This is a genomic window from Nocardiopsis sp. M1B1 (assembly GCF_052466615.1).
This window is the reverse complement of the sequence record NZ_CP196194.1, coordinates 2,044,241-2,070,393: the sequence shown is the minus strand read 5'-3', so window position 1 is coordinate 2,070,393 and position 26,153 is coordinate 2,044,241. Positions and strand designations below refer to the sequence as shown.

Annotated in this window: 21 protein-coding genes; 8 read left to right on the top strand and 13 right to left on the bottom strand. The window is 71.6% G+C overall.

The features are described 5' to 3' along the window. Nucleotides 1-77 precede the first annotated feature (77 nt). The gene (locus ACSTA4_RS08930; protein WP_444963129.1) at nt 78-803 is read left to right on the top strand and encodes a DUF4191 domain-containing protein; all 726 of its coding nucleotides are present in this window, start codon (nt 78-80) and stop codon (nt 801-803) included. 81 nt (nt 804-884) lie between these two features. Here ACSTA4_RS08930 and ACSTA4_RS08925 read toward each other — a convergent pair whose 3' ends face one another. The 5 genes from ACSTA4_RS08925 to ACSTA4_RS08905 all read right to left on the bottom strand — a co-directional run bounded on the left by ACSTA4_RS08925 (nt 885) and on the right by ACSTA4_RS08905 (nt 5,859). Beyond that, complete coding sequence (locus tag ACSTA4_RS08925; protein ID WP_444963128.1) at nt 885-1,109, bottom strand: helix-turn-helix domain-containing protein; 225 nt, start codon at nt 1,107-1,109, stop codon at nt 885-887. Next, on the bottom strand, nt 1,109-1,759 hold the full coding sequence (locus tag ACSTA4_RS08920; RefSeq protein WP_444963127.1) for a DUF2975 domain-containing protein: 651 nt from the start codon (nt 1,757-1,759) through the stop codon (nt 1,109-1,111). The genes ACSTA4_RS08925 and ACSTA4_RS08920 overlap by 1 nt, the downstream gene beginning before the upstream one ends. A gap of 297 nt (nt 1,760-2,056) precedes the next feature. Then, entirely contained in the window at nt 2,057-3,460 is a 1,404-nt protein-coding gene (locus tag ACSTA4_RS08915; protein WP_248774220.1) for an LCP family protein, read from the bottom strand. Between the two features lie 195 nt (nt 3,461-3,655). Continuing rightward, nucleotides 3,656-5,098 (bottom strand): LCP family protein, encoded by a 1,443-nt coding sequence (locus ACSTA4_RS08910; protein ID WP_248774219.1) that lies wholly within the window; start codon nt 5,096-5,098, stop codon nt 3,656-3,658. 284 nt (nt 5,099-5,382) lie between these two features. After that, on the bottom strand, nt 5,383-5,859 hold the full coding sequence (locus tag ACSTA4_RS08905; protein WP_444963126.1) for an RDD family protein: 477 nt from the start codon (nt 5,857-5,859) through the stop codon (nt 5,383-5,385). 351 nt (nt 5,860-6,210) lie between these two features. On the opposite strand from ACSTA4_RS08905, the gene glnA reads away from it, so the two are divergent. Together glnA and ACSTA4_RS08895 are read left to right on the top strand one after the other, a co-directional pair. Further along, nucleotides 6,211-7,635, top strand: a complete 1,425-nt coding sequence (glnA, locus tag ACSTA4_RS08900) for a type I glutamate--ammonia ligase (RefSeq protein WP_444963125.1) — start codon at nt 6,211-6,213, stop codon at nt 7,633-7,635. 204 nt (nt 7,636-7,839) lie between these two features. Beyond that, nucleotides 7,840-10,953: a bifunctional [glutamine synthetase] adenylyltransferase/[glutamine synthetase]-adenylyl-L-tyrosine phosphorylase gene (locus tag ACSTA4_RS08895; RefSeq protein WP_444963124.1), complete on the top strand. Its 3,114-nt coding sequence runs from the start codon at nt 7,840-7,842 to the stop codon at nt 10,951-10,953. Between the two features lie 56 nt (nt 10,954-11,009). Here ACSTA4_RS08895 and ACSTA4_RS08890 read toward each other — a convergent pair whose 3' ends face one another. The 3 genes from ACSTA4_RS08890 to ACSTA4_RS08880 all read right to left on the bottom strand — a co-directional run bounded on the left by ACSTA4_RS08890 (nt 11,010) and on the right by ACSTA4_RS08880 (nt 14,246). After that, nucleotides 11,010-12,833, bottom strand: coding sequence for a carbohydrate-binding module family 20 domain-containing protein (locus ACSTA4_RS08890; RefSeq protein WP_444963123.1), 1,824 nt, complete (start codon nt 12,831-12,833; stop codon nt 11,010-11,012). Nucleotides 12,834-13,225: 392 nt separating this feature from the next. After that, nucleotides 13,226-13,564, bottom strand: a complete 339-nt coding sequence (locus ACSTA4_RS08885; RefSeq protein ID WP_444963122.1) for a hypothetical protein — start codon at nt 13,562-13,564, stop codon at nt 13,226-13,228. 91 nt (nt 13,565-13,655) lie between these two features. Beyond that, complete coding sequence (locus ACSTA4_RS08880; RefSeq protein WP_444963121.1) at nt 13,656-14,246, bottom strand: hypothetical protein; 591 nt, start codon at nt 14,244-14,246, stop codon at nt 13,656-13,658. A 220-nt stretch (nt 14,247-14,466) separates the two neighbouring features. On the opposite strand from ACSTA4_RS08880, the gene ACSTA4_RS08875 reads away from it, so the two are divergent. After that, on the top strand, nt 14,467-14,640 hold the full coding sequence (locus ACSTA4_RS08875) for a hypothetical protein (RefSeq protein ID WP_248774214.1): 174 nt from the start codon (nt 14,467-14,469) through the stop codon (nt 14,638-14,640). A gap of 341 nt (nt 14,641-14,981) precedes the next feature. Beyond that, nucleotides 14,982-17,984: a helix-turn-helix transcriptional regulator gene (locus ACSTA4_RS08870; RefSeq protein WP_444963120.1), complete on the top strand. Its 3,003-nt coding sequence runs from the start codon at nt 14,982-14,984 to the stop codon at nt 17,982-17,984. Between the two features lie 45 nt (nt 17,985-18,029). Here ACSTA4_RS08870 and ACSTA4_RS08865 read toward each other — a convergent pair whose 3' ends face one another. After that, nucleotides 18,030-19,802 carry an NAD+ synthase gene (locus tag ACSTA4_RS08865; protein ID WP_444963119.1) on the bottom strand — a complete coding sequence of 591 codons (1,773 nt, stop codon included), beginning with the start codon at nt 19,800-19,802 and terminating at the stop codon, nt 18,030-18,032. Between the two features lie 353 nt (nt 19,803-20,155). Between ACSTA4_RS08865 and ACSTA4_RS08860 the strand changes: the two genes are divergently transcribed. Further along, nucleotides 20,156-21,517: a glutamine synthetase family protein gene (locus ACSTA4_RS08860; RefSeq protein ID WP_013151975.1), complete on the top strand. Its 1,362-nt coding sequence runs from the start codon at nt 20,156-20,158 to the stop codon at nt 21,515-21,517. A 137-nt stretch (nt 21,518-21,654) separates the two neighbouring features. Here ACSTA4_RS08860 and ACSTA4_RS08855 read toward each other — a convergent pair whose 3' ends face one another. Genes ACSTA4_RS08855 through ACSTA4_RS08845 form a run of 3 tightly spaced genes read right to left on the bottom strand, consistent with a single transcriptional unit; the run spans nt 21,655 to nt 22,894 of the window. Further along, complete coding sequence (locus ACSTA4_RS08855; RefSeq protein ID WP_444963118.1) at nt 21,655-21,852, bottom strand: DUF397 domain-containing protein; 198 nt, start codon at nt 21,850-21,852, stop codon at nt 21,655-21,657. Between the two features lie 42 nt (nt 21,853-21,894). Beyond that, on the bottom strand, nt 21,895-22,083 hold the full coding sequence (locus ACSTA4_RS08850; RefSeq protein ID WP_444963117.1) for a DUF397 domain-containing protein: 189 nt from the start codon (nt 22,081-22,083) through the stop codon (nt 21,895-21,897). Beyond that, on the bottom strand, nt 22,058-22,894 hold the full coding sequence (locus tag ACSTA4_RS08845) for a helix-turn-helix domain-containing protein (RefSeq protein ID WP_444963116.1): 837 nt from the start codon (nt 22,892-22,894) through the stop codon (nt 22,058-22,060). The genes ACSTA4_RS08850 and ACSTA4_RS08845 overlap by 26 nt, the downstream gene beginning before the upstream one ends. 307 nt (nt 22,895-23,201) lie before the next feature. On the opposite strand from ACSTA4_RS08845, the gene ACSTA4_RS08840 reads away from it, so the two are divergent. Together ACSTA4_RS08840 and ACSTA4_RS08835 are read left to right on the top strand one after the other, a co-directional pair. Further along, on the top strand, nt 23,202-23,360 hold the full coding sequence (locus ACSTA4_RS08840; RefSeq protein WP_444963115.1) for a hypothetical protein: 159 nt from the start codon (nt 23,202-23,204) through the stop codon (nt 23,358-23,360). Next, nucleotides 23,357-23,611: a hypothetical protein gene (locus ACSTA4_RS08835; protein ID WP_274976938.1), complete on the top strand. Its 255-nt coding sequence runs from the start codon at nt 23,357-23,359 to the stop codon at nt 23,609-23,611. Before ACSTA4_RS08840 ends, ACSTA4_RS08835 begins: the two co-directional genes overlap by 4 nt. A 262-nt stretch (nt 23,612-23,873) precedes the next feature. Here the strand turns inward: ACSTA4_RS08835 and ACSTA4_RS08830 are convergent, their stop codons facing one another. Continuing rightward, on the bottom strand, nt 23,874-26,114 hold the full coding sequence (locus ACSTA4_RS08830) for a rhamnogalacturonan lyase family protein (protein WP_444963114.1): 2,241 nt from the start codon (nt 26,112-26,114) through the stop codon (nt 23,874-23,876). Nucleotides 26,115-26,153 lie beyond the last annotated feature (39 nt).

The window sequence follows — 26,153 nt, the reverse complement described above, 5'->3', positions numbered from 1 at the left end:
CGCGAAGAGGAGGCAAGGCAGCCGAGGGATCTCCTTCCCCGCCGATCCGGCGTCGGCGTGAGCTGCCTGAGAGCACGATGGCGAAAAAGCCCAAGGGTTCACAGAACACGGCCCAAGGCAAGGACGGTGCCGAGAAGCAGCCGGGCCGTCTCAAGCAGATCGGCATGGTCGCCAAGGTCGTCCACCAGCAGAGTCCGCGCAGCATCCCGCTCGCGGTCGCGGCGGCGTTGGTCATCCTCGTGGTGTTCGTCGGCATCGGTATCTGGACCGGGTCGTGGATCCTGTGGCCGCTGACCGGTCTGCCGGTCGCCTTCCTGGTGGGGTTCATCATCTTCACCCGCTCCGCGCAGCGCGTGCAGTACAAGATGCTGGACGGACGCTTGGGCGCGGGCATGGCGATCCTGGACAACATGCGCGGCAACTGGGTGGTCGAGCCGGGCGTGGCGGCCAACAAGCAGATGGACGTCGTGCACCGCGTGGTGGGGCGCCCCGGCGTGATCCTGGTCGGCGAGGGCGACCCCGGCCGCCTCAAGCCGCTGATCGCCGGTGAGAAGAAGCGCGTGGCCCGCGTCGCCTACGACACCCCCATCTACGACTTCAAGGTGGGCAACGGCGAGGACCAGGTGCCGGTCTCCAAGCTCCAGCGCACGCTGGTCAGGCTCCCGCGCAACCTGGACAAGGCCGGGACCGCCGAGCTGAACTACCGGCTCAAGGCGCTGCCCGCCAAGATGCAGATGCCCAAGGGGCCCATGCCCAAGAACGCCAAGATGCCCCGGGGCATGCGCGGCCAGATGGGCGGCTGACCCCGACCGGGGCCGCAGTCGGACGAGGGGGCCGTCGCACCGTCGGGTGCGGCGGCCCCCTCGCGCGTGCCCGGGTGCGGATCAGTCGGGGTCGTAGCTGATCAGGTCGCCCGGCTGGCAGCGGAGTTCGCGGCACAGGGCGGCCAGGGTCGAGAAGCGGATCGCCCTGGCCCGGTCGTTCTTGAGCACCGACAGGTTGACGACGGTGACGCCGACCCGCTCGGCCAGCTGGGTGAGGGTCATGCCGCGCTCGGCCAGGAGCTTGTCCAGGTGCACGCGGACGCCGGTGGCCTCCTCGGGTGGCATCAGACGAGCCCCTCGACGTCCTCGCGGAGCCGGGTGCCCCGGCGGAAGACCTCGGCGAGGGCTGCGATGACGAGGCCGACCGCGACCAGCGGGAGGACACCGCCGTCGAGGTCCAGGCTGAGGGAGAACACCACGGTGGCGTCCGTGCCCAGCGCCCGGTGCTCCAGGACGGCGCCGAGGAGGGCCTCCGCGGCCGGGACCGCGACGGCGCCGGTGACCACCGTCAGGGCGATGGCGTACATGCGACGGACGTTCGCCGGGACGAAGGGGTCTCCCCCGTCCAGGGTCAGGACCATGCGCAGCAGCAGATAGGCGACCAGTCCCGCCGCCAGGGCGGTGAGCAGCGCGGGGGCGACCAGCATGACGCGCTCGGCCACCGAGGGGTCGTGGAAGGCGATCTCCATGCCGCCCGCCCCCTCCACGGTGGCGTCGCCGCGCACGGCGACGTCCGGCGAATGCGGCACCGTGCCGGAGGGCAGGTCCCGCGTGAGCACGTTGAGGCCCGCGCTGGTGGCGGCGGGGACGAGTCCGGTGCTCCAGGCGAGTAGGAAGAGCCCGTGGACCACCTGGAAGCCCAGGAGGACGACGAGGACGAACCGGAGCAGGGCGGAGTCCGCCCCGGACCAGTCCAGGGCCTTGCGAAGGGACATGACGGCCTTTCTCTTATCGCTTTTCGATATTAACGATAAACGATAAGTCCGGGTCTGTCACACGGGGTGGCACGCGTCCCACCGGGGGCACCGGGGAGAGGCCCCTAGGGACGGCGAAGGCTCCTCGCGCGCCGCCGGGAGCCCATCCGCCCTCCCTGTGGCCCACTCGTCCGGCAGCGCTCCCGGCACGAGGCCCCCAGTGCGACGGGAACCGTCGCCGGACCCCGCCCGGCACAGGAAAAGGGCCCCGCGGACGCCTGCACGGCGCCTGCGGAGCCCCGAAGCCCTCCGAAGGGGCTACTCGCAGCTGACCTCGTCCTCGGCGGCGCTGGTGGCGCCCAGACCGGCCAGGGCGTCGCCCCCGCCGCCGGAGCCGCCTCCGCTCGTGGCCAGGCCGTCCCAGTCCTGCGCGCCCATCACCAGCTCCAGCTCCGGGCCGAAGTCGGGGACCTCCTCCAACTGGGCGACGCTGAGCGCCGAGGCCAGTTCCTCGGCCTGCGCGCGCTGGTCGGGGCCGTGGTAGATCGTGGTGACGGCGGGGGTCCGCTCGACCGGGTCGCCCTCACCGGTGACGTTGAACCCCTGCTCGGTGAGCAGCGTCCCGACCTGGCTGGCCAGGCCGGTGATGCCCGTGCCGTTGAGCACCCGCACGGACACGTCCGCGGGCTCGACGGCGGGCTCCGCGGCCTCCTCCGAGCCCTCGCCTCCGCCGCCGCCACCGCCGTCGCCGCCCTCCTCCTCGGGCAGGGCGTCGCCGGAGGCGACTGCGGAGAACAGCTCGTCGGCGGCGGGCTGCTGGAGGTCCAGCTTCCCGCCGTGGACGGGGGAGTCCACCACGGGGGCGGTGACCATCCGCATCCGGCTCAGGTCGACCTCGCGCATGGAGATGGCCAGCTCGGTCATCTGGTCCACGGTGAACCCGTCGTCGGTCACCAGGCTGTCGGTGACCGAGCCCATGAAGTCGTAGAGCGTGGCGGGGCTGGACATGATCTCGCCGCTGGTGACCTTGCGCAGGATGGCGCCCATCATGCGCTGCTGGTTCTCGATCCGGTTGAGGTCGCTGCCCTGCTCCGTGCTGGCCCGGGAGCGGGCCAGGCCCAGCGCCTGCTCGCCGTTGAGGGTCTGCATCCCGGCGTCGAGCGTGATGTGGGCCTTGGGGTCGTCGATCGGCTGGGGGACGCACATCTCCACGCCGCCGATGGAGTCCACGATCTCCTGGAAGCCCGCGAAGTCGACCATCACCATGTGGTCGAGGTGGATGTCGGTGACCGTCTCCACCGTGTTGCCCTGGCAGTCCATCCCGCCGTAGGTCATGGCGTGGTTGAGCTGGTCCACCGTGCCCGCCGTCACCCCGGGGTTCTCGCCGTTGGCCGGGCAGTCGGGCATCGGGACCATCAGGTCGCGGGGCATGTTGACCATCGTCACCCCGCCCTCGTCCACGTTGATGCTCACCACGACGAGCACGTCGGGGCGGACGCCGTTGGCCACGCTGTACTCGGCGTTCTCCTCCGCGCGCTGGTCGGTGGCCAGCAGCAGGATGTTGTGGATGCCCTCCGCCTGGGCCGGACGGTCACCCCAGGCGTCGGTGTTGACCTCCTCGGTGGCGATGCTGAGGACGTCGCGGTAGCCCGCGTACACGGTGAGACTGGCCGCGATGAGCAGGCCGGTCGCCCCGCACGCCACCCACTGGCCGGCACTCATCTTCCCCGCCAGGGCTGAGGACGCGTTTCTGGGAGCCAAAGGGCACCTGCGATTCGGTATGGGACAAGGGCTGGTCCGGTCGGTGGGGGAGGTCGTACTGCGCGAGAGCTGACACGGACGTAACGGCCGGATGGTACCGGACGGGCACGTACCGTGTCAGATCGGAACCGGTCTCCGGGTGCCGGTGATCAGCCCTCAGCAGGCGCTCTCCTGGGCCCCGGCCGCGGTGGTGCCGCCCAGGTCCTCGGTGATGGAGACCTCGGACCCGGACGAGCCGCCCCCGCCCGTGAAGCCGTTCCAGTCCTGGCCGATGACCAGTTCCAGGGTCTGCGGGAGGTCGGCGACCTCCTCGGTGACCGCGCTCTCCAGCGAGCCCGCCAGCAGTTCGGCGGCGGCCGCCTCACCCGGAGCGTAGTAGACGGTGGTCAGCTCGGGGAAGCGCACCACGGGTTCGCCGATACCGGTGACGTTGTACCCCTCCCCCAGCAGGACGCCCTGGACCTCGTTCGCCAGACCGGAGACACCGGTGTTGTTGAGGACCTGCACGGAGATGTCGGCGGGCGCCGGTGCGGCCTCGCCGGACTCCTCCTGCGACTCCTCCCCCTCGTCCTCCGGCTCCTCGTCCTCCAGGTAGGCGCCGGAGTTGATCGCCGCGAACAGCTCGGAGGCGGCGGGCTGGCTCATGGCCAGCCGGTTGGCGTCGGCGGGGTGCTGGCCGTTGGGCACGGTGACGAACTGGATGCGCTCCAGGTCCACCTCGCGCATGGAGATGGCGATGTCGGTCATCGTCTCCACGGTCAGCTCCTCGTCGGTGGTCACCGAGTCGGTGACGGCGCTGAGGAAGTTGGTGATGGTCACCGGGCTGGTCATGACCTCGCTGCTGAGCACCTGGCGCAGCATGGCGCCCATGAACTCCTGCTGGCGGTCGATCCGGGACAGGTCGCTGCCGTCGCCCTGGCCGTAGCGCGAGCGCACGTAGCCCAGCGACTCCTCGCCCATGAGGGTCTGCATCCCCGCGTCCAGCGTCAGGTGCGCCTTGGGGTCGTCCACCGGCGCGGGGACGCACATCTCCACTCCGCCGATGGCGTCCACCATGTCCTTGAACCCGGTGAAGTCCATCATGACGAAGTGGTCCAGGTGCACGTCGGTGACCTCCTCGACGGTCTGCCACTGGCAGCCCACTCCGCCGAAGGTCATCGCCGAGTTGATCATGCCGCTGTGCGGGCTCATCCCCTCGTAGCCCTCCACGGCGTCGCAGCCGGGCAGGTCCACGACCAGGTCGCGGGGCAGGTTGACCAGCGTGGCCGCGCCGTTGTCCACGTTGATGCTGGCGATGAGCATGGTGTCCGGGCGCGCGCCCTCGGCCTCGCCGTAGTTGGCGTTCTCCCCCGACCGGACGTCGGAGCCGATGATGAGCAGGTTCATCACGCCCTCGACGCTGGTGGGCCGGTCCCAGGCGTCGGTGTCCACCTGCGCCGTGGTGATGTTGCCGACGATGCCCTGGTACCAGCCGTAGCCGCCGAGGCTGGCGATGATGGCCAGGGCGGTGGCCACGCAGGCGACCCACTGGCCCGGGGACATGCGCACGGCGTGCACGGCGGCGGACGAGGGGCGGGGGGCGGAGCGTTTTCCAGCCATGCGAACCTTCGGGTGCGGCGGCGTGCGTGGGAGGCGGCCGGGTCCCCCGGCGGGGACGGGGCCCGCCGGTGGGAACGGGCTCCGCGTCGGGGACCGGGTCCCCGCGCGGGGTCCGGACCCGGTTCCCCGCGCGCGAACGGAGCCCCGTGGGGGCGGGGAGTCGAGCGCGCAGGGTTTCGGTCCGTTCCCGGGCCAAGTAATGAACGGATGCTAACAGCAGCTCGGAGGGGCCGCGCCCACGCGCGCCCCGGACTCCCCGGCCGCCGGGAACCCCCTGTGAGGCCTCAGTAGCGGGTGGCGATCGTCCCGGCCGCCCGGTCGTGCAGCCCGCGGGTGTCGCGGTCGTAGATGACGGCGGGGATGACCAGGCACAGCAGGAGGGTGCGCACCGTCATGGACACGAACCAGGGCCAGGAGCGCTCGCCGGTGGCGGTGATGCCCACGCCGACCAGGCGGCGGCCGACGGTGGTGCCGAAGAGGGTGAGCAGGAGGACGTTCATGACCGCGAAGACGACCAGGGCGGTGTTGCTGACCATCGGGACGGCCTCCGCCTGGCTGGCGTCCGCGCCGACCAGCCCGACGCCGTAGGCCCCCCAGGCGAGCGCGAGGGACAGCATCCAGTCCAGGACGAGCCCCACCAGGCGGCGCATCACACCGGGCACCGAACCCGGGCCGTTCTCGGGCAGGCCGAGCCGGTTGCCCCGGTACTGGAAGTCGTCCCCGGACGCCGCGGTGGCGGAGCCCCGGCTCTCGTCGCTCATGCTCTCCACGGTATCCACCCGGTCGCAGGGCGCGTACCCGGGGCGTCGGAGCGGCTGTGATCCCCCGCGCGGCCGATCATGGCGGAGGTCACACCGGAGGCCGTGGCGAGGGCCGCAAACAGGGCCGTCCGGCGTCCCTTTTCGGCCCCTACAGGGCGGAATCACCGGGTCAGACCCGTTGGTCTGCGACAACAGCCGGGTCCGTAACATACAGGAAACAATCGAGACATGGCGCGGAAACCACCCGCTCCTAGCTTCGGAGACGAAGCCGGGAGACGGCTCGCGATCCGACGTGTCCGCGATGGGGCGGACCCCGGTCCACCGTCTCAGCCACCTGCACGGAGGTTCGTTTTGTTCAGCAGCGTCGACGAGGTGCTCGCCTACATCCGGGACGAGGACGTCAGGTTCCTCGACGTCCGATTCACGGACCTTTTCGGGGGCGTGAACCACGTTACCCTCCCGACCGAGAACGTCGACGAGTCGACGTTCACCGATGGCCAGATGTTCGACGGCTCGTCGATCCGCGGCTTCCAGGCCATCCACGAGTCCGACATGCTGCTGCTGCCGGACCTGAGCACCGGCGTGCTGGACCCGTTCCGCAAGCACAAGACGCTGAACATGACGTTCTTCGTCCACGACCCGCTGACCCTGGAGTCCTACAGCCGCGACCCGCGCAACGTCGCCCGCAAGGCCGAGGCCTACCTGCGCGGCTCCGGTGTGGCCGACACCGCCTTCTTCGGCCCCGAGGCCGAGTTCTACATCTTCGACGACGTCAAGTTCGAGACCCGGTCCAACACCGGCTACTACGAGATCGACTCGATCGAGGGCGCCTGGAACACCGGTTCGGCCATCGAGGGCGGCAACCGCGGCTACCGTCCCCGCTACAAGGGCGGCTACTTCCCCGTCGAGCCGGTCGACCACTACAGCGACCTGCGCTCGGACATGGTGCAGCAGCTGATCAAGTCGGGCATCGAGGTCGAGCTCCAGCACCACGAGGTGGGCACCGCGGGCCAGGCCGAGATCGGCATCAAGTTCGGCACCCTGCTCCAGCAGGCCGACAAGGTGCAGCTGTACAAGTACATCGTCAAGAACGTCGCCAACGCGGCGGGCAAGACGGCCACCTTCATGCCCAAGCCGCTCTTCGGCGACAACGGCTCGGGCATGCACTGCCACCAGAGCCTGTGGAAGGACGGCGAGCCGCTGTTCTTCGACGAGTCCGGCTACGGCCAGCTCTCGGACACGGCCCGCTACTACATCGGCGGCCTGCTCAAGCACGCCTCGGCGCTGCTGGCCTTCACCAACCCGACGGTGAACTCCTTCCACCGCCTGGTGCCCGGCTACGAGGCCCCGATCAACCTGGTCTACAGCCAGCGCAACCGCTCGGCCTGCATCCGCCTGCCGCTGACCGGCTCCAACCCCAAGGCCAAGCGCATCGAGTTCCGCGTGCCGGACCCGTCGGCCAACCCGTACCTGGCCTTCTCCGCCATGCTGATGGCCGGCATCGACGGCATCAAGAACAAGATCGAGCCGCCGGAGCCCGTGGACAAGGACCTCTACGAGCTGCCCCCGGCGGAGGCCCAGGCCATCAAGACCGTCCCGGCGTCGCTGGACGAGGCCCTGGAGGCCCTGGAGGCCGACCACGAGTTCCTGCTCGAAGGCGGCGTGTTCACCAAGGACCTCATCGAGACCTACGTGGACTTCAAGCGCACCGAGGAGATCGACTCCCTGCGCCTGCGCCCGCACCCGCGCGAGTTCGAGCTCTACTACGACATCTAAGGCGTAGACGGCAGCTCCGGGAGGGCGCGCCGCGCACTCCCCCCATCGGGGCCGGTATCCGTTCGGGTACCGGCCCCGACCCGGTTCCGGGTGCGCGGGACGGTCCGCCCCGTGCGCCGGGGGCCCGACCGGTCCGGGGCACCGGGCCCGCTCACCGGCCGGACCGTTACCGTTGAACACGTGGTGAGGGACGGAACGACGAACATGACGGCAGGCGCGCTCGCCAGGCGCGGTTTCAGCGACAGCACCCGGGCCCTGCGGCTGGTGGAGGAGGCCGGGCTCGACGCCCGGGCCGACACCGAGATCATCGGATCGCTCGCGGCCGCCCCGGACCCCGACCAGGCGCTCCTCGGGCTGATCCGCATCCTGGAGTCCGACCCCGACCCCGCAGAGTTCCTGCACGCGCTGCGCGAGGACCGGGAGCTGCGGGCCCGGCTGTGCCGGGTGCTGGGCACGAGCACCGCCCTGGCCGACCACCTGGTGCGCCACCCGGGCGACTGGCGGGAGCTGCGGGGCGCCGACGCCGCCCGCTCCCCCGGGCCGGAGGAGGTGCGCCGCGGCCTGTTGCACACCGTGGGCGCCGACCCCCACAGCCCCGCGCCGACCGCCGACCCGGCCGTGGTCGGCGACGGTTCGCCGGAGGCCCTGCGGCACGTCCTGCGCGTGGCCTACCGCAGGCGGGTGCTGCGCCTGGCCGGGCGCGACCTGACCGGGCTGTGCACGGTGGACGAGGTCGCCGGGGAACTCGCGGACCTGGCCGCGTCGCTGCTGGACGCGTCACTGGCGGTGGCCCGCGCCGAGCACCCCGAGGACGCCGCGCTGTGCCGCCTGGCGGTCATCGGCATGGGCAAGTGCGGCGGCCGCGAGCTCAACTACGTCAGCGACGTGGACGTGGTGTTCGTGGCCGAGCCGGTCGTGGACGGGGAAGCGGACGGGGACCCGGACGCGGGCCCGGGTTCCGGGAGGCCGGTGGACGAGCAGGCGGCGATGCGCGCGGCGATCCGGCTGGCCACCGCGATGATGCGCATCCCCGCCGAGACCGATGCCGAGGGCGCCCTGTGGGAGGTGGACCCGGCACTGCGCCCCGAGGGCAGGAACGGCCCGCTGGTGCGCCCGCTGTCGGGGCACCGCGCCTACTACGAGCGCTGGGCCAAGACCTGGGAGTTCCAGGCACTGCTCAAGGCCCGGCCGATCGCCGGGGACGCGGAGCTGGGCCGGGCCTACATGGACGTCATCTCCCCCATGGTGTGGGAGGCGGCGGGCCGCAAGGACTTCGTGGAGGACGTGCAGGCGATGCGCCGCCGGGTGGTGGCGCACATCCCGGCGGGCGAGGCGGAGCGCGAGCTCAAGCTGGGCCCGGGCGGGCTGCGCGACATCGAGTTCTCCGTGCAGCTGCTCCAGCTGGTGCACGGGCGCACCGACGAGCGGCTGCGGTCGGGCAACACCCTGGAGGCGCTGGCCGCGCTGTCGGAGCACGGGTACGTGGGGCGCGGCGACGCGGCGGGGCTGGCGGAGGCCTACCGGTTCCTGCGGCGGCTGGAGCACCTGTTGCAGCTGGAGCGGCTGCGGCGCACGCACCTGATGCCCGACGCGGCCGCCGAGGACGGTCCCGACCAGCTGCGCCGCCTGGGGCGAGCGCTGGGGATGACCGCGAACCCGGTGCGGGAGCTGACCGAAGCGCGCCGCCGGGTGTCGTCGGAGGTGCGGCGCCTGCACGAGAAGCTGTTCTACCGGCCGCTGCTCAACGCGGTGGCCAGGCTGCCGGGCGAGGAGGCGCGGCTGTCGCCGGAGCAGGCCAGGGACCGCCTGGAGGCGCTGGGGTTCGTCGATCCGGGCGGTGCGCTGCGCCACCTGGAGTCGCTGACCTCGGGGGTCTCGCGCAGGGCGGCGATCCAGCGGACGCTGCTGCCGGTGATGCTGGGCTGGTTCTCCGACTCCCCCGACCCCGACGCGGGCCTGCTGGGTTTCCGGCAGGTGAGCGAAGCCCTGGGCACCACGCCGTGGTACCTGCGCCTGCTGCGCGACGACGTGCGGGTGGCCGAGCGGATGGCGTGGCTGCTGGGGACGAGCCGGTACGTGACGGAACTGCTGCTGCGCGCCCCGGAGGCGGTGGCGATGTTCGACGACGACGGCGACCTGGTGCGGCGCGACCCGAAGGTGCTGGCCGGGGAGGCGGAGGCGGCGCGGCGCCGGTACGACACGGCCGAGGAGTCGGTGTCGGCGGTGCGCGCGCTGCGCCGCCGCGAGCTGCTGCGCACCGCCGCGGCCGACCTGTTGGAGGTCGCCTCGGTTCAGGACGTGGGGACGGCGCTGACCGACATCGCCGCGGTGACCGTAGAGGCGGCGCTGCGGCTGGCGCAGAACCTGGTGGTGGCGGCGTCGGGGGACGAGCCGCTCACCCGGGTGTGCGTGGTGGCGATGGGCCGGTTCGGCGGCGGTGAGCTGACCTACGCCAGCGACGCGGACGTGATGTACGTGCACGACCCCCTGCCGGGCGTGGACACGGGCGCGGCGACCAGGCAGGCGCTGGCCGTCGTGCGGGAGCTGGCGCGGCTGCTGGAGATGCCCGCGGCCGAGCCGCCGCTGAAGGTGGACACCGACCTGCGCCCGGAGGGCCGCAGCGGGCCGGTGGTGCGCACGCTGGAGTCCTACGCGGCCTACTACGGGCGCTGGTCGCAGGTGTGGGAGAGCCAGGCGCTGCTGCGGGCCAAGCCGGTCGCGGGCGACCCGCAGCTGCGGGAGGCGTTCACGAGGCTGATCGACCCGATCCGGTACCCGGAGGGCGGGATCGACTCCTCGGCGGTGCTGGAGATCCGCAAGCTCAAGGCGCGGATGGAGTCGGAGCGGCTGCCGCGCGGCGCCGACCCGACGCTGCACACCAAGCTGGGCCGGGGCGGGCTGTCGGACGTGGAGTGGGTGGCCCAGCTGATCCAGCTGCGCCACGCGCACGAGTACCCCGACCTGCGGACCACCGGAACCCTGGAGGCGCTGGAGGCGGCCGTGGCGCACGGTCTGCTGGACGCGGAGGACGGCGAGGTGCTGGGCCGGGCCTGGCGGCTGGCGTCGCGGGTGCGGGGCATGGTGATGCTGGTGCGCGGCCGGGGCGGGGACTCGCTGCCCTCGGACCTGCGGGTGCGGGCGTCGCTGGCGGAGGCGATGGGCTGCCCCTGCGGCGGCGACGGAGAGGACGAGGAGGAGGGCGCCGGGGAGGGCGCGGAATACGTGCGGGAGGGCCCGGCCGAGCAGTTGACGGAGACCTACCTGCGCGCCACGCGCCGGGCGCGGGCGGTGATGGAGCGCGTCTTCTACGACGACTAGCCCGCGACTCCCGGGAGGGCCGTGCGCGGCGCCCCGACCGGGGCGCCGCGCACGGGTCAGTCGCGCCAGGCGACGGTGGTGGCGGGACCGACGCGGTTGGCGCCGGACTCCCACTCGGCGTTGCCCGCGCCGTCGATCTTGACCAACTTCCACTCGGTGTCGGCGCCGATGGGGGCGGTGCCCGACCACACGGGGTAGGTGGAGGCGTCGGTGGACAGCTTCACCCCGTTCTGAGGGTTCCAGGACCCCAGCGCGGAGGTGGAGCCGACCACGTACACCTCCTGTCCGTACCAGGTCTCCACGGTGGCGGAGACACTGACCTGGCCCGGCTCACCGCCGCCCTCGCACTCGGCCGGGTCGTCGCAGGTGCCGCCCACGTGCAGGGCGACGGCCCCGTTCGCGGGGACCCGGGCGCTGATCCGGCCGTCGGCGACGGTGAGGGTTCCGCTCCCGGCGGCGTTGTCGTAGCTGCCGTCGGGCAGGCCGGTGTCGGCGGTCAGGTTCCAGGCGGTACCGGTGGCGTTGAAGGCGGCGAAGCCGCGGTCGCCCCGGTCGAAGGCGAGCCGCGAGGAGCCGTCGGCGGCGCGCTGGACGACGGGGGTGTCGCCGGTGGCGTTGCGGAAGGCGGCCATCCCGGCGACGGTCGGGTGGCGGTGCTCGCAGATCCACTCGGCGCTGGAGCAGTCGGTGTCGGCGGTGATCCAGCCCGCCGGGTTGCCCTGCACCTCGCCGACGCTGGGCGGGCCCTGGGTGACGTTGGAGCCGAAGTCGTAGCTGGACATCACCACGGGGCGCCCGTAGGGGTGGGCCAGCATGAACGCCACGGCCAGGTGGTAGCGGTCGCCGTCCTTGAAGGTCAGCGTCGGGTGGTAGCGCTGGGTGTCGTGGTTGTCGACGAAGACGGTGGCCTGCTCGTCGGTGAGCCCGCCGTAGTCCGGCAGCTGGGCCAGGCCGGAGATGTCGCCGCCGGCGAACTTGTTGGAGATGTCGCGCTGGTAGTCGAAGGCGGTCACGCGGCCGTAGGGCGCGTAGGCGGTGTAGGGGATGGTCTGGTCCCCGTAGACCTCGTGGAAGACGTCGGGCTGCCCGCCGAAGACCGGGACCTCGTTCAGGTCCGAGAAGATCGCGTCGACGTGGGCCTCGGGGACGTGCTTGGAGGCGTCCACGCGGAAGCCCGCCACGCCCATGTCCACCAGGCCGTTGAGGTAGCGGCGGATCTGGGCGCGCACCTCGGGGTCATCGGTGTCGAGGTCGGAAAGTCCGACGAGCTCGCAGTTCTGCACCTCCCACTTGTCGTTCCAGTTGCTGATCTCCCTGCGGCAGGAGCTGAAGTCCTCCCCGGTGCGGGAGGCGGTGCCGTCGCCGAACAGGTCGGGGTACTCGTACTTGGCCCAGTCGGTGCCCGCGCTGCCGGTGCCCGAGCCGTCGCCGGTCATGTGGTTGATGATCGCGTCGGCGTAGATCCTCACGCCGTTGTCGGCGCAGGCGGAGACCATCGCCTGGAACTCCTCGGCGGTGCCGCGCCGGGTGTTGTCGATGCGGTAGGAGGTTGGCTGGTAGTCCTGCCACCAGGGGTAGTCGCCGCCCTCGGCGAAGGGGATGACCACGTGCTCCTGGGGCGGGGAGACCTGCACCCCTCCGAAGCCGTGGGGGCCGAGGAACTCCTCGCACTCGGTGGCGACGGAGTCCCAGTTCCACTGGAAGAGCTGGACGATGGTCTCGCCGTTGTCGGCGGCCCGGGCGTCCTCGGCGGGGGCGGGGGCTGCCGGGACCTGTGTCGTGGGGGCCTCCGGAACGGGGGCGGCCTGCGCGGGGGCGGCCAGCAGGCCGACCCCCATCAGGACCGCCCCGGCGACGGCGCCGGGTCGGATGTGCTTCATGTGCGCTCCTTGGGGGAGGTAGCGCGGCGGGGCGACACTGCCCCGTCCGCTGTCCCCTTGCAGTGTTTGCAAGAGTTTGCGTGAGCGTGACGAAGCTAACAGACCGGAACGCTCTTGTGAACGGGTGTTGATCTGAACGTCACACCGCTCACCCAGCGCGACGACCTCCGCTCCCATCTGCCGTGATGCGGTTCGGGTCGCCCTTCCCACCGGCTTGGCCCCGGGGCGTGCTCCCGCATGAGCTGGGACGACGCCCGCGCAAGACCCCGAAGGCCGTGGGAAAAGTTTCGCAAGGTTACGGAAACGCACCCAAAAAAAACCGGTGGCGGCACGGTTCGTGCCGCCACCGGCGGTGGCTCCGGCGCGGCCTGCGGGGCCCGCTCCGGGAGGGCTTACCAGAAGACGGCCACGCCGATGTTGACGATGGCGAGCACGCCCGCGACGATCGCGAGGTTCTTGGCGGGCTTGCGCAGGTTGAGCACACCCACGACCACGACGGCCAGCGCGACCAACAGCTTGACCGCGATCTTGACGTGGTTCAGCTCACCGAGGTCGGCCATCTCGGCCACCCCGACCAGCAGCAGACCGGTGACGAACTGGAGCAGGGAGCTGTGCAGCAGGACCTTGGTCGACTTGGGGTTGTCGGTGATGACCTGCATGAGGAAGCCCGCGATGATCCCGGCCAGGCCGATCATGTGCAGGAAGACGAGCGCGGAGTAGAGAATGTCCATGCCGGAAACACTACTACGCCCTGTAGTTTTCCCTCCCCGGGTTCATGACACACTGACGTAACAAAACCGGCGCCCCCACCCGCACGGCTCCTCACCCGCGCGACAGCGCCCTCCTGCGCCGCCACAGCATCCAGGCCAGCCCCGCCGCCAGGGCGACCCCCGCGGCCCGCAGCAGGTTCGCGGGGTCGGTGTACTCCGAGACCCGCGACAGGGCGGTCTGTTGCGCGACCAGAACCGAGTCGCTGGCGCACGCGGCCGGGTCGGCGTCGCGTTCCAGCAGCAGGCAGGCGGTGCTGGTCAGGCGCTCCCCCGTCGTCTCCGGAGCGCGGACGCGCACCGTGTACACCGCCTCCTCCCCCTCGGGCACCGTCACCCGCCAGTTCACGATCCCGTCCCGGACCACCCCCTCCTGCCCGACCTCGACGATCTCCAGCTCCCCGGGAACGTGCTGGGCCAGCAGGGCGTCCTCCACGGGACCGTCGCCGACGGTGGTGCTCAGCGTGAACTCCTCACCCGGCCGCGGCGCCTCGCCCGTCTCCAGGAACAGGCCCACCCGCCCCTCCCCCTCCACCGGTTCCGCGGCGGCGGGCGCGGGGGCGCCCAGCGCGCCCGCCGCCAGCCCCGCCGTGAGCGCGCCCACCACGAGCGCGCCCGCCGTCCCAGCCCTGTACTTCCGCGTCATGTCGCGCCTCCCACGTGCGTCGTTGCCGCCTAGACAACTACGGGTGAGCGGTCGAATGCGTGGTGTGACACGCCGTCGGGGGCCGGGTCTTAGGGAGCACCGGCGCTCAGACCTCCCAGGACTGGGATTCCTCCCCATGTGCGCCCCGGGGTCTTAGGGAGATCGTGAAGAGCACACGGCGGGACACCGGTTCCGCCGCGCGAGTGAAGAGGAGAGCACCGTGTTCCACAGCGAACTGCTCAACGCCAACGCCCGGGAGATGACCGAGCGGAGCGTCCGCGAGGCGGAGAACGTGCGGGCGGCCCTGCGGGCACGCGCCGAGGAGCGCGCGCGGCGCCGGGAGGAACGCCGTGAGCGCCAGCGTCGGCGGCGCTCCTACGGCCGGGCCGCGTGAGGGCGCGCGGGAGGGGAGAAGGGACCCGGACGGTGTCGGACCGGCCCCCTCCCCTCCCGGACCGGTCCGCACCCCGTCGGCCGCCGCGACCGGCTCCAGCTGCTCGGCGAGCACGCCCGGGGACTCGTGCTGAACCGACCGGAGCCGAAGACGCGATCCCCGGGCCGGACCCCTTACCCCGGCGGGACGCGGTGGTCGGAACCGGACCGGTGCCGCAGTCGGGGCCGGGACCCGAAGGCGGAGCCGGGCCCGACTCGTCCGCGCGTCATGCGGCGGCGGGCGGGTGGGCGGCGGGCGAAAACCCCCTGAGAAGGCCGCACTTGACAGGCATAATGGGCGCTATGCCCGTTCTTGCCGACAGTCGTACCGTTTTCGTGGGCCGTGAGCGCGAACTCCGCCTCCTCCGGGACCACGCCAGGCGCTCCCACACCGAGGCGTCCGGAACGGTGCTGGTCAGCGGTGACGCGGGCGTGGGCAAGAGCCGCCTGGTCGGCGAGTTCGTCTCGGCCCTGCCCCGGGGGACGGTCTTCGTCGGCGGCTGTCTCCAGCTCGGCGTGGACGGACTGTCCTACGCCCCCTTCACCGCCGTGCTGCGCCAACTCCTGCGCGAGCGCGGACGCACGGCGTTCGAGGCCGCGGCTCCCGGGGGCACCGGCGAGTTCGCCCGGCTCCTGCCCGAACTGGGCGAGGTGCCCGTCCTTCGCCCGGAGAACCGGGGGATCCTCTTCGAGCAGGTCCTGCGCCTGTTCACCCAGGCCGCCGAGGACGGCGGCGTCACCGTGGTGCTGGAGGACCTGCACTGGGCCGACGGCGCCACCCGCGACCTGCTCGTCTTCCTCGTCCGCAACCTCGACCTGCCGGGCGTGCAGCTCGTGGCCACCTACCGCAGCGATGACCTGCACCGCGCCCACCCGCTGCGCCGCCTGCTGCCCGAGCTGCGGCGCGCGCCCGGGGTCGAGCCGCTGGAGCTGGCGCCGCTCAGCCGCGAGGAGGCCGGTGCCCAGGCCGCCGCGATACGGGGAGCCGACCTCACCGGCCACGAACTGGACCAGCTGTACCGGCGCACCGAGGGCGTCCCGCTGTTCGTGGAGTCGCTGGCCTCGGCGGTCGGCGACCCCTCCGTCGGCGGCCACGAGGTGCCCGACCAGTTCCGCGACCTGCTGCTGGAGCCGCTGCACCGCTTCGACGACACCGCCCTGTCGGTGCTGCGCGTGGCCTCGGTCGGCGCGGTCTCGGGCAGCATCGAGCACGAGATGCTCCACCACGCGGCCGGGCTGCCCGAACGCGAACTGGAGACCGCGCTGCACACCCTGGTCGACGCCAACACCCTGCGCGCCGACCGGACCGGGTACCGCTTCCGGCACGCCCTGCTGCGCGACGCCGTGCACGGCGACCTGCTGCCCGGCGCCCACGCCCGGCTGCACATGCGCTTCGCCCAGCTCATCGACGAGTACCCCGACTCCGTCCCCTACGACCGCAGGGCCGCCGAGCAGGCCCACCACTACAACGCCGCACAGGAACTGCCCAGCGCCCTCCAGGCCGCCTGGTGGGCGGCGGTGCGCGCGGGCGACACCCTGGCCTACGGCGAGGAACTGGACATGCTGGAGCGGGTGCTGGCCCTGTGGGACCGCGTCCCCGACGCACGGGAGCGGGTCCAGGGCAGGACCTGGGCCGAGGTGGCCAGCCTCGCGGCGGGGGCCGCCGTGGAGGCGGGCCGCGCCAGGCGCGCCCTCGAACTGGCCGACGAGGCCCTGGCCGCCCTACCCGAGGACGGGGGTGACGACCACACGCTGACCGTGCGGGCGGGGCTGCTGCGCCGCCGCGGTCTGGCACGCGCCGCGGACTCCTGCGGCAGCGGGATCACCGACCTGGTCGCGGCCCTGGAGCTGCACCCGCCGCACATGCCGGGGTACGGCCTGCTGCTGTCCATTCTGGCCCGGGAGAGCATGGTGCACCGCGCCGACCGGCGCCACACGCCGGAGCAGGAGCGGCTGCGGGAGCTGGAGAGGTCCGGGAGGTCGGCACGCGCGCTGGCGGAGGAGGCCATCGCCCTCGCCGACCCCGCCGGGCAGAGCGGCATGTGCGCGGCCGCCGACGCCCGCATCACCCTGGGCGGCCTGCACATGGACGCGGGCGACCTGGAGAAGGGACGCCCCCTGATCGAGGCCGCCATCCGCTACGCCGCCGAGGCCCGCGACCCCGGCCTGGAGGCGCGCGGGGCGGGCAACCTGGGCCACTTCCTGCGTGAGCTGGGGCACCACGAGGAGGGCCTGACGGTCCTGGAGGAGTCCCTGGCCCGGCACGAGGCGATGGGGTGGGCGGCCGTCCACAAGACGTTCAACCACCAGAACCGCGCGGAGATCCACTTCGAGCTGGGGGACCTGGCCAAGGCCCGCGGCATCCTCGAAACGGTCCTGCGCACCCACCCCTCCAGCAAGCACCGCTTCTACGTCGACGCGGTGCTGGCCCGCACGGCGGCGGCGCAGGGAGACCCGGAGGCGGCGCGCCGGACCATGAGGGTGTCGGGGCGGGCGGACGCGCTGGCCTCGCACCGGATGAACATCGTGCAGCTGTCCCTGCTGGCGCTGCTGGAGGCGGACCTGGTCGCGGGGGACGTGGACGACGCGCTCGTCCTGGCCGAGCGGACGCTGGAGCGGCTGGCCCTGGAGTCCGCGCACGGGTACACGTGGCCGATGGCGGAGGTGATGGCCGAGGCCGCGCGGCTGGGCGCGGCGCCGGGCCGCCCGGAGGGAACGGCGCAGCGGGCGCGCCGGGTACGGGACCTGGTGGCCGCGCTGGTGGCGCCGATGCCCGCCCACGGGACGGCGCAGCACGCCTACCGGGTGTCCGTCGGGGCGCATCTCGCCGAGGTGGACGGCACGGGGCCGGACGCGCCACCGCTGGAGCGGTGGCGCGAGTCGGTGGCGGCCTGGGAGGCCACGCCGATGCGGCTGCACCTGGCGCGGGCCCGGCTGCGGGCCGCCGAGGCCGCCGTGGCGGTCGGGCTGCGGGAACAGGCCGTGGCGTGGGTGCGGCAGGCGCACGCGACCGCCCGGGAGTGCGGAGCGGTGCCGCTGGCCGACGCCGCCGCGGACCTGGCCCGCAGGATGGGCTCCGGTCTGGAGGAGGACGCGGCCCCGCCCGCCGTCCCCGCCGGGCTGACGGCCCGCGAGACGGAGGTGGCGCGGATGCTGGTGGTGGGAAGCACCAACGCCCAGATCGCCGAGCGGCTGTTCATCACGCCCAAGACCGCGAGCGTGCACGTGTCCAACATCCTGGCCAAGCTCGACGTGCCCAACCGGGCCGCGGCCGGAGCGCGGCTGCGGGAGCTGGGCCTGGCCTAGGAGCGGCCGGGCCGCCCGCACCGGAGGATGCGGGCGGAACCCGGTTCAGACCGTCCAGCGGTTGGTGATGGGCACGCGGCGGTCCCGGCTGAGGTTGCGCGAGCTGATCTTGGTGCCCGGCGCGGACTGGCGGCGCTTGTACTCGGCGCGGTCCACCATGCGGATGACCCGGCGCACCAGCTCGGGGTCGTACCCGGCGAAGACCAGTTCGGCCTCCCCCTTGTCCGTGCCGACGTAGGCGTCCAGGACGGCGTCGAGCTGTGTGTAGTCGGGCAGGGAGTCGGTGTCGAGCTGGTCGGGGCGCAGTTCGGCGCTGGGCGGCTTGGAGATGGAGTTCTCCGGGATCGGCGGGGTCTGCCCCAGCCGGTCGGCCTCCTCGTTGCGCCAGTGGGCCAGCTCCCAGACCAGGGTCTTCCAGCAGTCCTTGATGGGCGCGAACCCGCCCACGGAGTCGCCGTAGAGCGTGGAGTAGCCGGTGGCCGCCTCGCTCTTGTTGCCGGTCGCCAGGACCAGGTGGCCCTCCTCGTTGGACAGCGCCATCAGGAGCGTGCCGCGCACGCGGGCCTGGAGGTTCTCGGCGGCCAGGCCGGTGAGCGGCACGCCCGCCTCCCCCGTGGACCGGGTGAACGCCTCCACCGCCGGGGCGATGGCGATGGTGCGGGCGGCGAAGCCCTGGCGGCGCGCCAGTTCCTCGGCGTCGCCGACCGAGTGGTCGCTGGAGTGGGCGCTGGGCATGAGCACGCCGTGCACCCGGTCCGCGCCCAGGGCGTCCACCGCGATGGTGGCCACCAGCGCGGAGTCGATGCCGCCCGAGACGCCGACCAGGACCGAACCGAAGCCGTTCTTGACGGTGTAGTCGCGCAGGCCGGTGACCAGCGCGCGGTAGACCTCGCCCGTGTCGGAGAGCGGGTCGGGCCGCGGGGTGACGGTGGCCGCACGCGGCGGGTAGGGGGCGACCGGGTCGGCCGAGACGGTGTGGCGCATGACGCGCAGGCCGTCCACCCGCGCGCCCGGGCCGTCCGGCGCCGGTCCGGCCTCGGGCAGGTCCAGGTCGGCGACCAGGAGGGTCTCGGCGAACTGGGGGGCGCGTGCCACCAGCTCCCCCTCGGAGTCCACGATCAGCGAGTCGCCCTCGAAGACCAGCTCGTCCTGGCCGCCGACCATGTTGACGTAGGCCAGGGCGGCGCCGACCTCGCGGGCGCGGCGCTGGCACAGCTCCAGGCGAACGTCGTCCTTGTGGCGCTCGTAGGGCGAGCCGTTGAGGGAGACCAGGAGGCCGACCCCGGCGGCGCGGGCCGCGGTGACGGGGCCGCCCTCCTGCCACAGGTCCTCGCAGACGGCCAGGGCGACGTCCACGCCGCGGACCCGGACCACGGAGAGGGTGTCGCCGGGGACGAAGTTGCGGAACTCGTCGAACACGCCGTAGTTGGGCAGGTGGTGCTTGGCCGAGGAGAGGACGACGCCGCCGCGGTGCAGGACGGCGACGGAGTTCTGCGGTGCCCCGGCGGGCTGGCCGTAGCGGGCGCCCGGGCCCTCCCGGCGGGAGAGGTATCCCACCACGACGGGGAGTTCGCCCAGGCCCTCCCGGGCGAGGTCGGCGGCCAGGGCGCGGGTGGCCTTGATCGAGGCCGACACGAAGGAGTTGCGCAGCGCCAGGTCCTCGACCGGGTAACCGGTGACGACCATCTCCGGGAGGACGACCAGGTGGGCGCCCTCCTCGGCGGCCCTGCGCGCGGAGTCGACGACGAGGGACAGGTTGCCGTCCAGGTCGCCCGTGGTGGGGTTGACCTGGGCCAGTGCGATTCTGAGCTGTGCCACGGGCCCGAGCCTAGCCGCAGGATGTTTCCGGGGAGCGGTCGCGGCGGGCCCGGGCACGCGGCACGGCACCGGGCACGGACGGCTGGGAAGCTGAGGCGCGCACGCCGGGGGCTGCCGCGGGTTCCGCGCGGGTTCCACGCGGGTCCCGCCGCCGACGGCGGGCGGATGGCCGGAAACGCCCGGTCACGGGCCATAATGCGTGTGCGGGTGACGGACCGGGCAGGCTGTTCGGCGTGTGCGGAAATACCCCGGAAATATCCGCACGGCACACTGGACCTGGGAGACCGTGTCCGAACCGGCCCCGCTGTACGCCGGGAGGGCCCGGACACCGACCGCATCGAGGAAGGTTGATCGTGAATCGACAGCAGGAATTCGTGCTCCGCACGTTGGAGGAGCGCGACATCCGGTTCGTGAGGCTGTGGTTCACCGACGTGCTCGGGTACCTCAAGTCCGTGGCGGTCGCCCCCGCCGAACTGGAGGCGGCCTTCTCCGAGGGCATCGGTTTCGACGGCTCGGCCATCGAGGGGTTCGCGCGCGTCTACGAGGCCGACATGCTGGCCCAGCCCGATCCCTCCACCTTCCAGGTGCTGCCCTGGCGCAACGAGCCGCACGGCACGGCGCGCATGTACTGCGACATCCTCATGCCCGACGGCTCGCCGTCGTCGGCCGACCCGCGCCACGTGCTCAAGCGCACGCTGGGCAAGGCCTCCGACCTGGGGTTCACGTTCTACACGCACCCCGAGATCGAGTTCTACCTGCTCAAGAAGATGCCCGAACTGGGCGAGCTGCCCGAGCCCAACGACTCCGGCGGCTACTTCGACCACACGCCGCACAACAGCGCGCACGACTTCCGGCGCAACGCCATCAACATGCTGGAGGCCATGGGAATCTCCGTGGAGTTCAGCCACCACGAGGGCGGGCCGGGGCAGCAGGAGATCGACCTGCGCTACGCCGACGCGCTGACCACCGCCGACAACATCATGACCTTCCGGCTCGTGATGAAGGAGGTGGCGATGGAGCAGGGCGTGTACGCCACCTTCATGCCCAAGCCGTTCACGCAGTACCCGGGCTCGGGCATGCACACGCACCTGTCGCTGTTCGAGGGCGACCGCAACGCCTTCTACGAGCCGGGGGCGGACTTCCAGCTTTCCAAGGTCGGGCGCGGGTTCATAGCGGGCCTGCTGCGGCACGCCGACGAGATCACGGCCGTCACGAACCAGTGGGTGAACTCCTACAAGCGCCTGTGGGACGACCCCGCCGCCTCGGCGGGCATGGGCGGCGAGGCTCCGGCCTACATCTGCTGGGGCCACAACAACCGCTCGGCGCTGGTGAGAGTGCCGATGTACAAGCCGGGCAAGTCCAACTCCAGCCGGATCGAGATCCGCTCGCTGGACACGGCCTGCAACCCGTACCTGGCCTACGCGGTGATCCTGGCGGCTGGTCTGAAGGGCATCGAGGAGGGCTACGAGCTTCCTCCGGGCGCGGAGGACGACGTCTGGGCGCTGACCGACTCCGAGCGCCGGGCGCTGGGCATCCGGCCGCTGCCGCAGAGCCTGGACGAGGCGCTGCGGATCATGGAGAACAGTGAGCTGGTGGCCGAGACGCTGGGCGAGCACGTCTTCGACTTCTTCCTGCGCAACAAGAAGGCGGAGTGGCACGACTACCGCCGCCAGGTGACGCCGTACGAGCTGCACAGATACCTGCCGACCCTGTAAGAGCCGTGTAGCCCTGTGGTCCTGTGGCGCTGTGAGCCTGCGCGAGCCCCCTTCCCGGGTGTCCGGGGAGGGGGCTCGGTGCGTCTCGGGGGTGCTTAGGGGATGCTTCGAAGGGGCCAGGGGCAGGGGTCAGGGCTTCAGGGGGCGGAGCCCTTCACGGCTTCCAGGAGGGCGGTCCACTCGGTGCCGTCGGCTTCCAGGTGACCGAGGTGGCGGTTACGGGTGTCACGCACGGCCGCGCCCGTTCCAGTCCTCTGGGCTTCGACACAGTTCCCACCGTTGCCATGGCTGAAAGTGGACTTCTTCCACTCAGTCGAGAGCTTCGGCTTCGTCATCGTGGCTTCCTTCCATCACATCCACGCAGGAGTCGGAAGAGGTCAGGAGAACTCCACCCTGACGGAACTCAGGAGAGCGGCCCACTCACGGCAGTCGGCCTCCAGGTATCCGAGGTCGCGGTTCTGGGTGTCACGCACAGCGGCTCCAGTGGCGGTACCAGAGACTTCCACACAATGGCCACCGTTGCCACCGCTGTAGCTGCTCTTACGCCAGTCCTTCGTAAGTTCCATCAAGGAAACCCTTCCTAATCGCTCGCAGACGCTCAAGCGACACCTCGGGAGACCAGGCTACTCCCTGAAGTTCGCCGAACAGCGTCCGAGCGTCGTCTACCTCGGGCCCATGGCGCATGCTCCCGGAAAGAGCATCTTCCATGTACAGAGCCTCAGGCTGGTTCTCGAAGCCCAGCAGGACAACCATTCCGGTATGCCCGGGATGGAAGCTGGTGCTCAGCGGCACGATCTGCAATCCGACCCTATGAGATTCAACCATCTCCACCAGCCGGTCCAACTGCTCGACCATGACGGCAACACCTCCTGTCGGAGCCAGCAAGACCGCTTCGTTGATGACACTGAGCATCTTGGGCGGCCTGGGAGCTCCCCACAGCCTTTGCCTTTTCATACGGGCCTCGACAACCTCTTCCACTTCGTCAGAGGTGGCCAGACGGTTGGACGCCCGGACCAGAGACCGTGCGTAACCCCTGGTCTGGAGGAGTCCTGAGATGACCAGAGGTTGGAACTCCCGGATAAGGACCGCAAGCGGCTCCGCCTTCACCAGTTCCCCCAGGAAGGAAGGATAGGCCTCCCGGTTCGTCAACCGCACCCAGAGGTCGAGCAGTTGACCGTCAGCCTCAAGAAAACCGTCTATAACCACCACCTTGTCTCGACTGGGCCAGTGCGTACCGGACTCGAAACCGCTGATCAGGGTGCCCGTAGCTTGGATCTGCTTCGCCACCTGCTTCTGTGTCCGGCCCACCGCCGAACGGTACTTCCTCAGCTCCGCTCCCCACCTCTGAGCGTGTGGCTTCACCTTCCTCTTCACCACGACTTCACCTTTCATAACCAGAAGGCAACTCCGATACACCCACTCTTATCAGTACTGGGAACCTCTGTTATATCTCTTCCGAGATAGCTCCTTGTTCCTCAAGCTGAGGTGACAGGAAGACTTAACCACCATCACCACAGCGACTCTTGGAATAACCAAGGAGGAACAGGACATGTCGGAAATCAGGGAGGCGGCAAAACGCCTTTGCCACTGGGTAGGCGAAAACGGTCTCAAGCCAGTGCCTCGCCCTGGAGGAGTCCTAGAGGTCAGGAAGGGCAGTCAGAGTCAGCGGATCTGCCTGAAGAGGGTGGAAGACCAGTGGCACTGGTTCTGGATGTGGGAGCCCTTCCGCACGCAGGACGCCTGGGAGTACGAGCAGGGCCTTCCGATCGGCCGGGAACAGGACATGTCCCGCCGTCTCCTCAGCGTCCTGGAGATCGCGGAGGCCGGGGAGAAGACCTCGTGAGCGCGCACGAACTCCCCCGCTTCCTCGCTGAGGTCTCCCCCGAGGTGGCCGCGTCCCTCGCCACCACGCCGGGGGTGGAGAGGGTGACGCCCCGGCAGATCCTCTGTTCGGCGGTCGGCCTGCTCAACCTGCGCAAGGCCGGGGGAACCGTCTTCTTCGCTCGGGGCGGGGCCGTCCTCACCCGCCCCGGCATGCGGATGGTGACCTTCGCCGAACTCCAGGCGGGCGACCTCCCCCGCAGGTACCTGTGAGACCCACGGCCACCACGCGGAGAACCACGGGCCCTCCTCCGGAAGAAGACACGACCGGTAGGAGGGCCCGTTCTATGACGGCTGGTTCCCTGACGGCTCCCTTGTCGGACAGGCTCCTTCTCTGACGACCCCTTCTCCGACTGACTCCTTGTCCGACCGGTCCCCTATCCGACAGCCACCTTTCCCTAGGGGACTCCGCCGGGCGCGGAGCGGTCGCACGGGCACACCCGCACGACCGCCCAGGCCCCACACCGCCCGGGTATCAGGGCGTGTACACCTCCGGCCAGGGAGCGGGCTCCATGCCGTCCCCGATGAAGAAGCTCGGGTGCGGCGGCTGGTTGTACGCGGTGTTCTGCCAGGCGACGGCCACCCGGTACTGGGTGTCGTGCATCAGCGTCGGCATCCGCAGCTCGGTGGGCAGCGGCGTGGAGTAGATCCGCAGCGCCCGGTTGTCCTCGGTGCGCCAGACGACCTCCTCTCGCCAGTCACCGAGGATGTCCCCGCTCAGCGCCGGTGTGGACTTGGTGCCGTTGTTGGAGGCCACCCCGGAGCCGGTCAGCAGCCGGGTGTCGCCACCGGTCCCGTACTCGTCGACGCGGGTGCCGTCCAGCAGTTCACGCAGCGGGTCGCCGTCCCACCAGGCCACGAAGTTCGCGGACGAGGGGGCGCGAACGCCCAGGCGGTTCCCCTCGGCGTCGTACATGCCGCTGATGCCGCCGCCCGTGACCCAGAACTCCGCGCCCGGATTGCCCGGCCACACGTCCGCGGCCACGCCCCGGCCTGGCCCTTCCTCACCGCTGGCGGTCGGCCTGCGCCAGACCACGTTCCCGGTGTCGGCGTCGGCCACGTAGGCGCCCGCCGCGCCTCCCGTGCGCTCGGTGATGGTGAAGACCTCCAGGCCGGAGCGGTCGGGCAGCAGGTCGCCCACGTGCATGGCATCCCCGTGGCCGTGACCGGTGGCCCACATCCCGCTGCCGTCGTCGTCCACGGCCATCGACCCGTACATGACCTCGTCGCGGCCGTCACCGTCGGCGTCGGCGATGCTCAACTGGTGGTTGCCCTGACCGGCCCACCGCGACCCGGCCTCGTCGCTGTCGAAGGTCCAGCGCCGGGTGAAGCGCCCGTCGCGCCAGTCCCAGGCCGCGATCACCGAGCGCGTGTAGTAGCCGCGCGCCATGACCAGGCTGGGCCGCTGGCCGTCCAGGTAGGCCACGCCCGCCAGGAACCGGTCCACCCGGTTGCCGTAGCAGTCGCCCCAGTCGCAGACGTCACCGCGCCCGGGCACGTAGTCCACCGAGTCCAGTTCGGCCCCGCTGCGGCCGTCGAACATGGTGAGGAACTCCGGCCCGCTCAGGACGTAGCCGTCTCCGTTGCGGTGGTCGGCCCCGGCGTCGCCGATGACCCCGCCGGTGCCGTCCACGGTGCCGTCCGCCGTCTTCACGGCCACCTCGGCCCGACCGTCGCCGTCGAAGTCGTAGACCTGGAACTGGGTGTAGTGCGCACCGGCGCGGATGTTGCGCCCCAGGTCGATCCGCCAGAGCCGCTCGCCGCTGAGTTCGTAGGCGTCGAGCAGCACGGGGCCGGTGCGTCCCGACTGGGAGTTGTCCCTGGCGTTGGTGGGCTCCCACTTCAGGACGATCTCGTACTCGCCGTCGCCGTCGAGGTCGCCCACGCTGGCGTCGTTGGCATCGTAGGTGTAGCCGCTGCCGCCGGAAGGGACGTCCAGGGGCACGTCCAGGTAGCCGTCGCGCAGCGCCAGCGAGGTCCCCGACGCCTGCGCCTCCTGCCCGTCGACCACGGGGCGGACCGTGTAGTCGGCGTCGGCGGAGGCTCCGCCGTCCAGGTAGGAGGTGGCCCCGGTGAGGGGTTGGGAGTTGAGGCGCGTGGAGCCCCGGTAGACGTTGAAGGCGACGTCCTCGGGGTCGGTGGCCAGCAGCCGCCAGCTCACCAGGTTGCCCTGCGGGCCGTGCACGCTCACCAGGCCGCGGCCCAGTTCCTCGACCTGGCGCCCCTCGCCGGTGGTGGGCGGGTGCTCGTCGTCGGGCGGCTCCTCGCCGGGCGGTTCCCCGGTGTCGCCGGTGCAGACGGTGCCGTTGAGCGTGAAGGACTCGGGGGTCTCGGGGGTGCCGCCGTGGGAGCCGTTGAAGCCGAAGCCGACCGAGGCCCCGGTGGCGACGGCGGCGTTCCACCCGGTGTCGGCCACGCTGACGCGGTCCCCGGAACCGGAGAACTCGCCGTTCCAGCCGCTGGTGACGCGCTCGCCCGCGGTGAAGTCCCACTCCAGGGTCCAGCCGTCGACGGGATCGCCGAGGTTGGTGACGGACACGGCGGCGGTGAACCCGTTGTTCCACTGGTTCTGGATCGTGTAGTCGACCTCGCAGCCGGCGGCGGCGGAGGCGGGACCGGTCGCCACGGCGGCGAGCGCCGCGCCCGTGGCGAGGGCGGTCGCGAGGCAGGCGCCGCGCCGTGTGCGTTGACGGGCGGCGGGGGGGTTGGGGGGCATGGGAAGGGCACTCCTCACCGCATCCGGTGCCGACGTGTC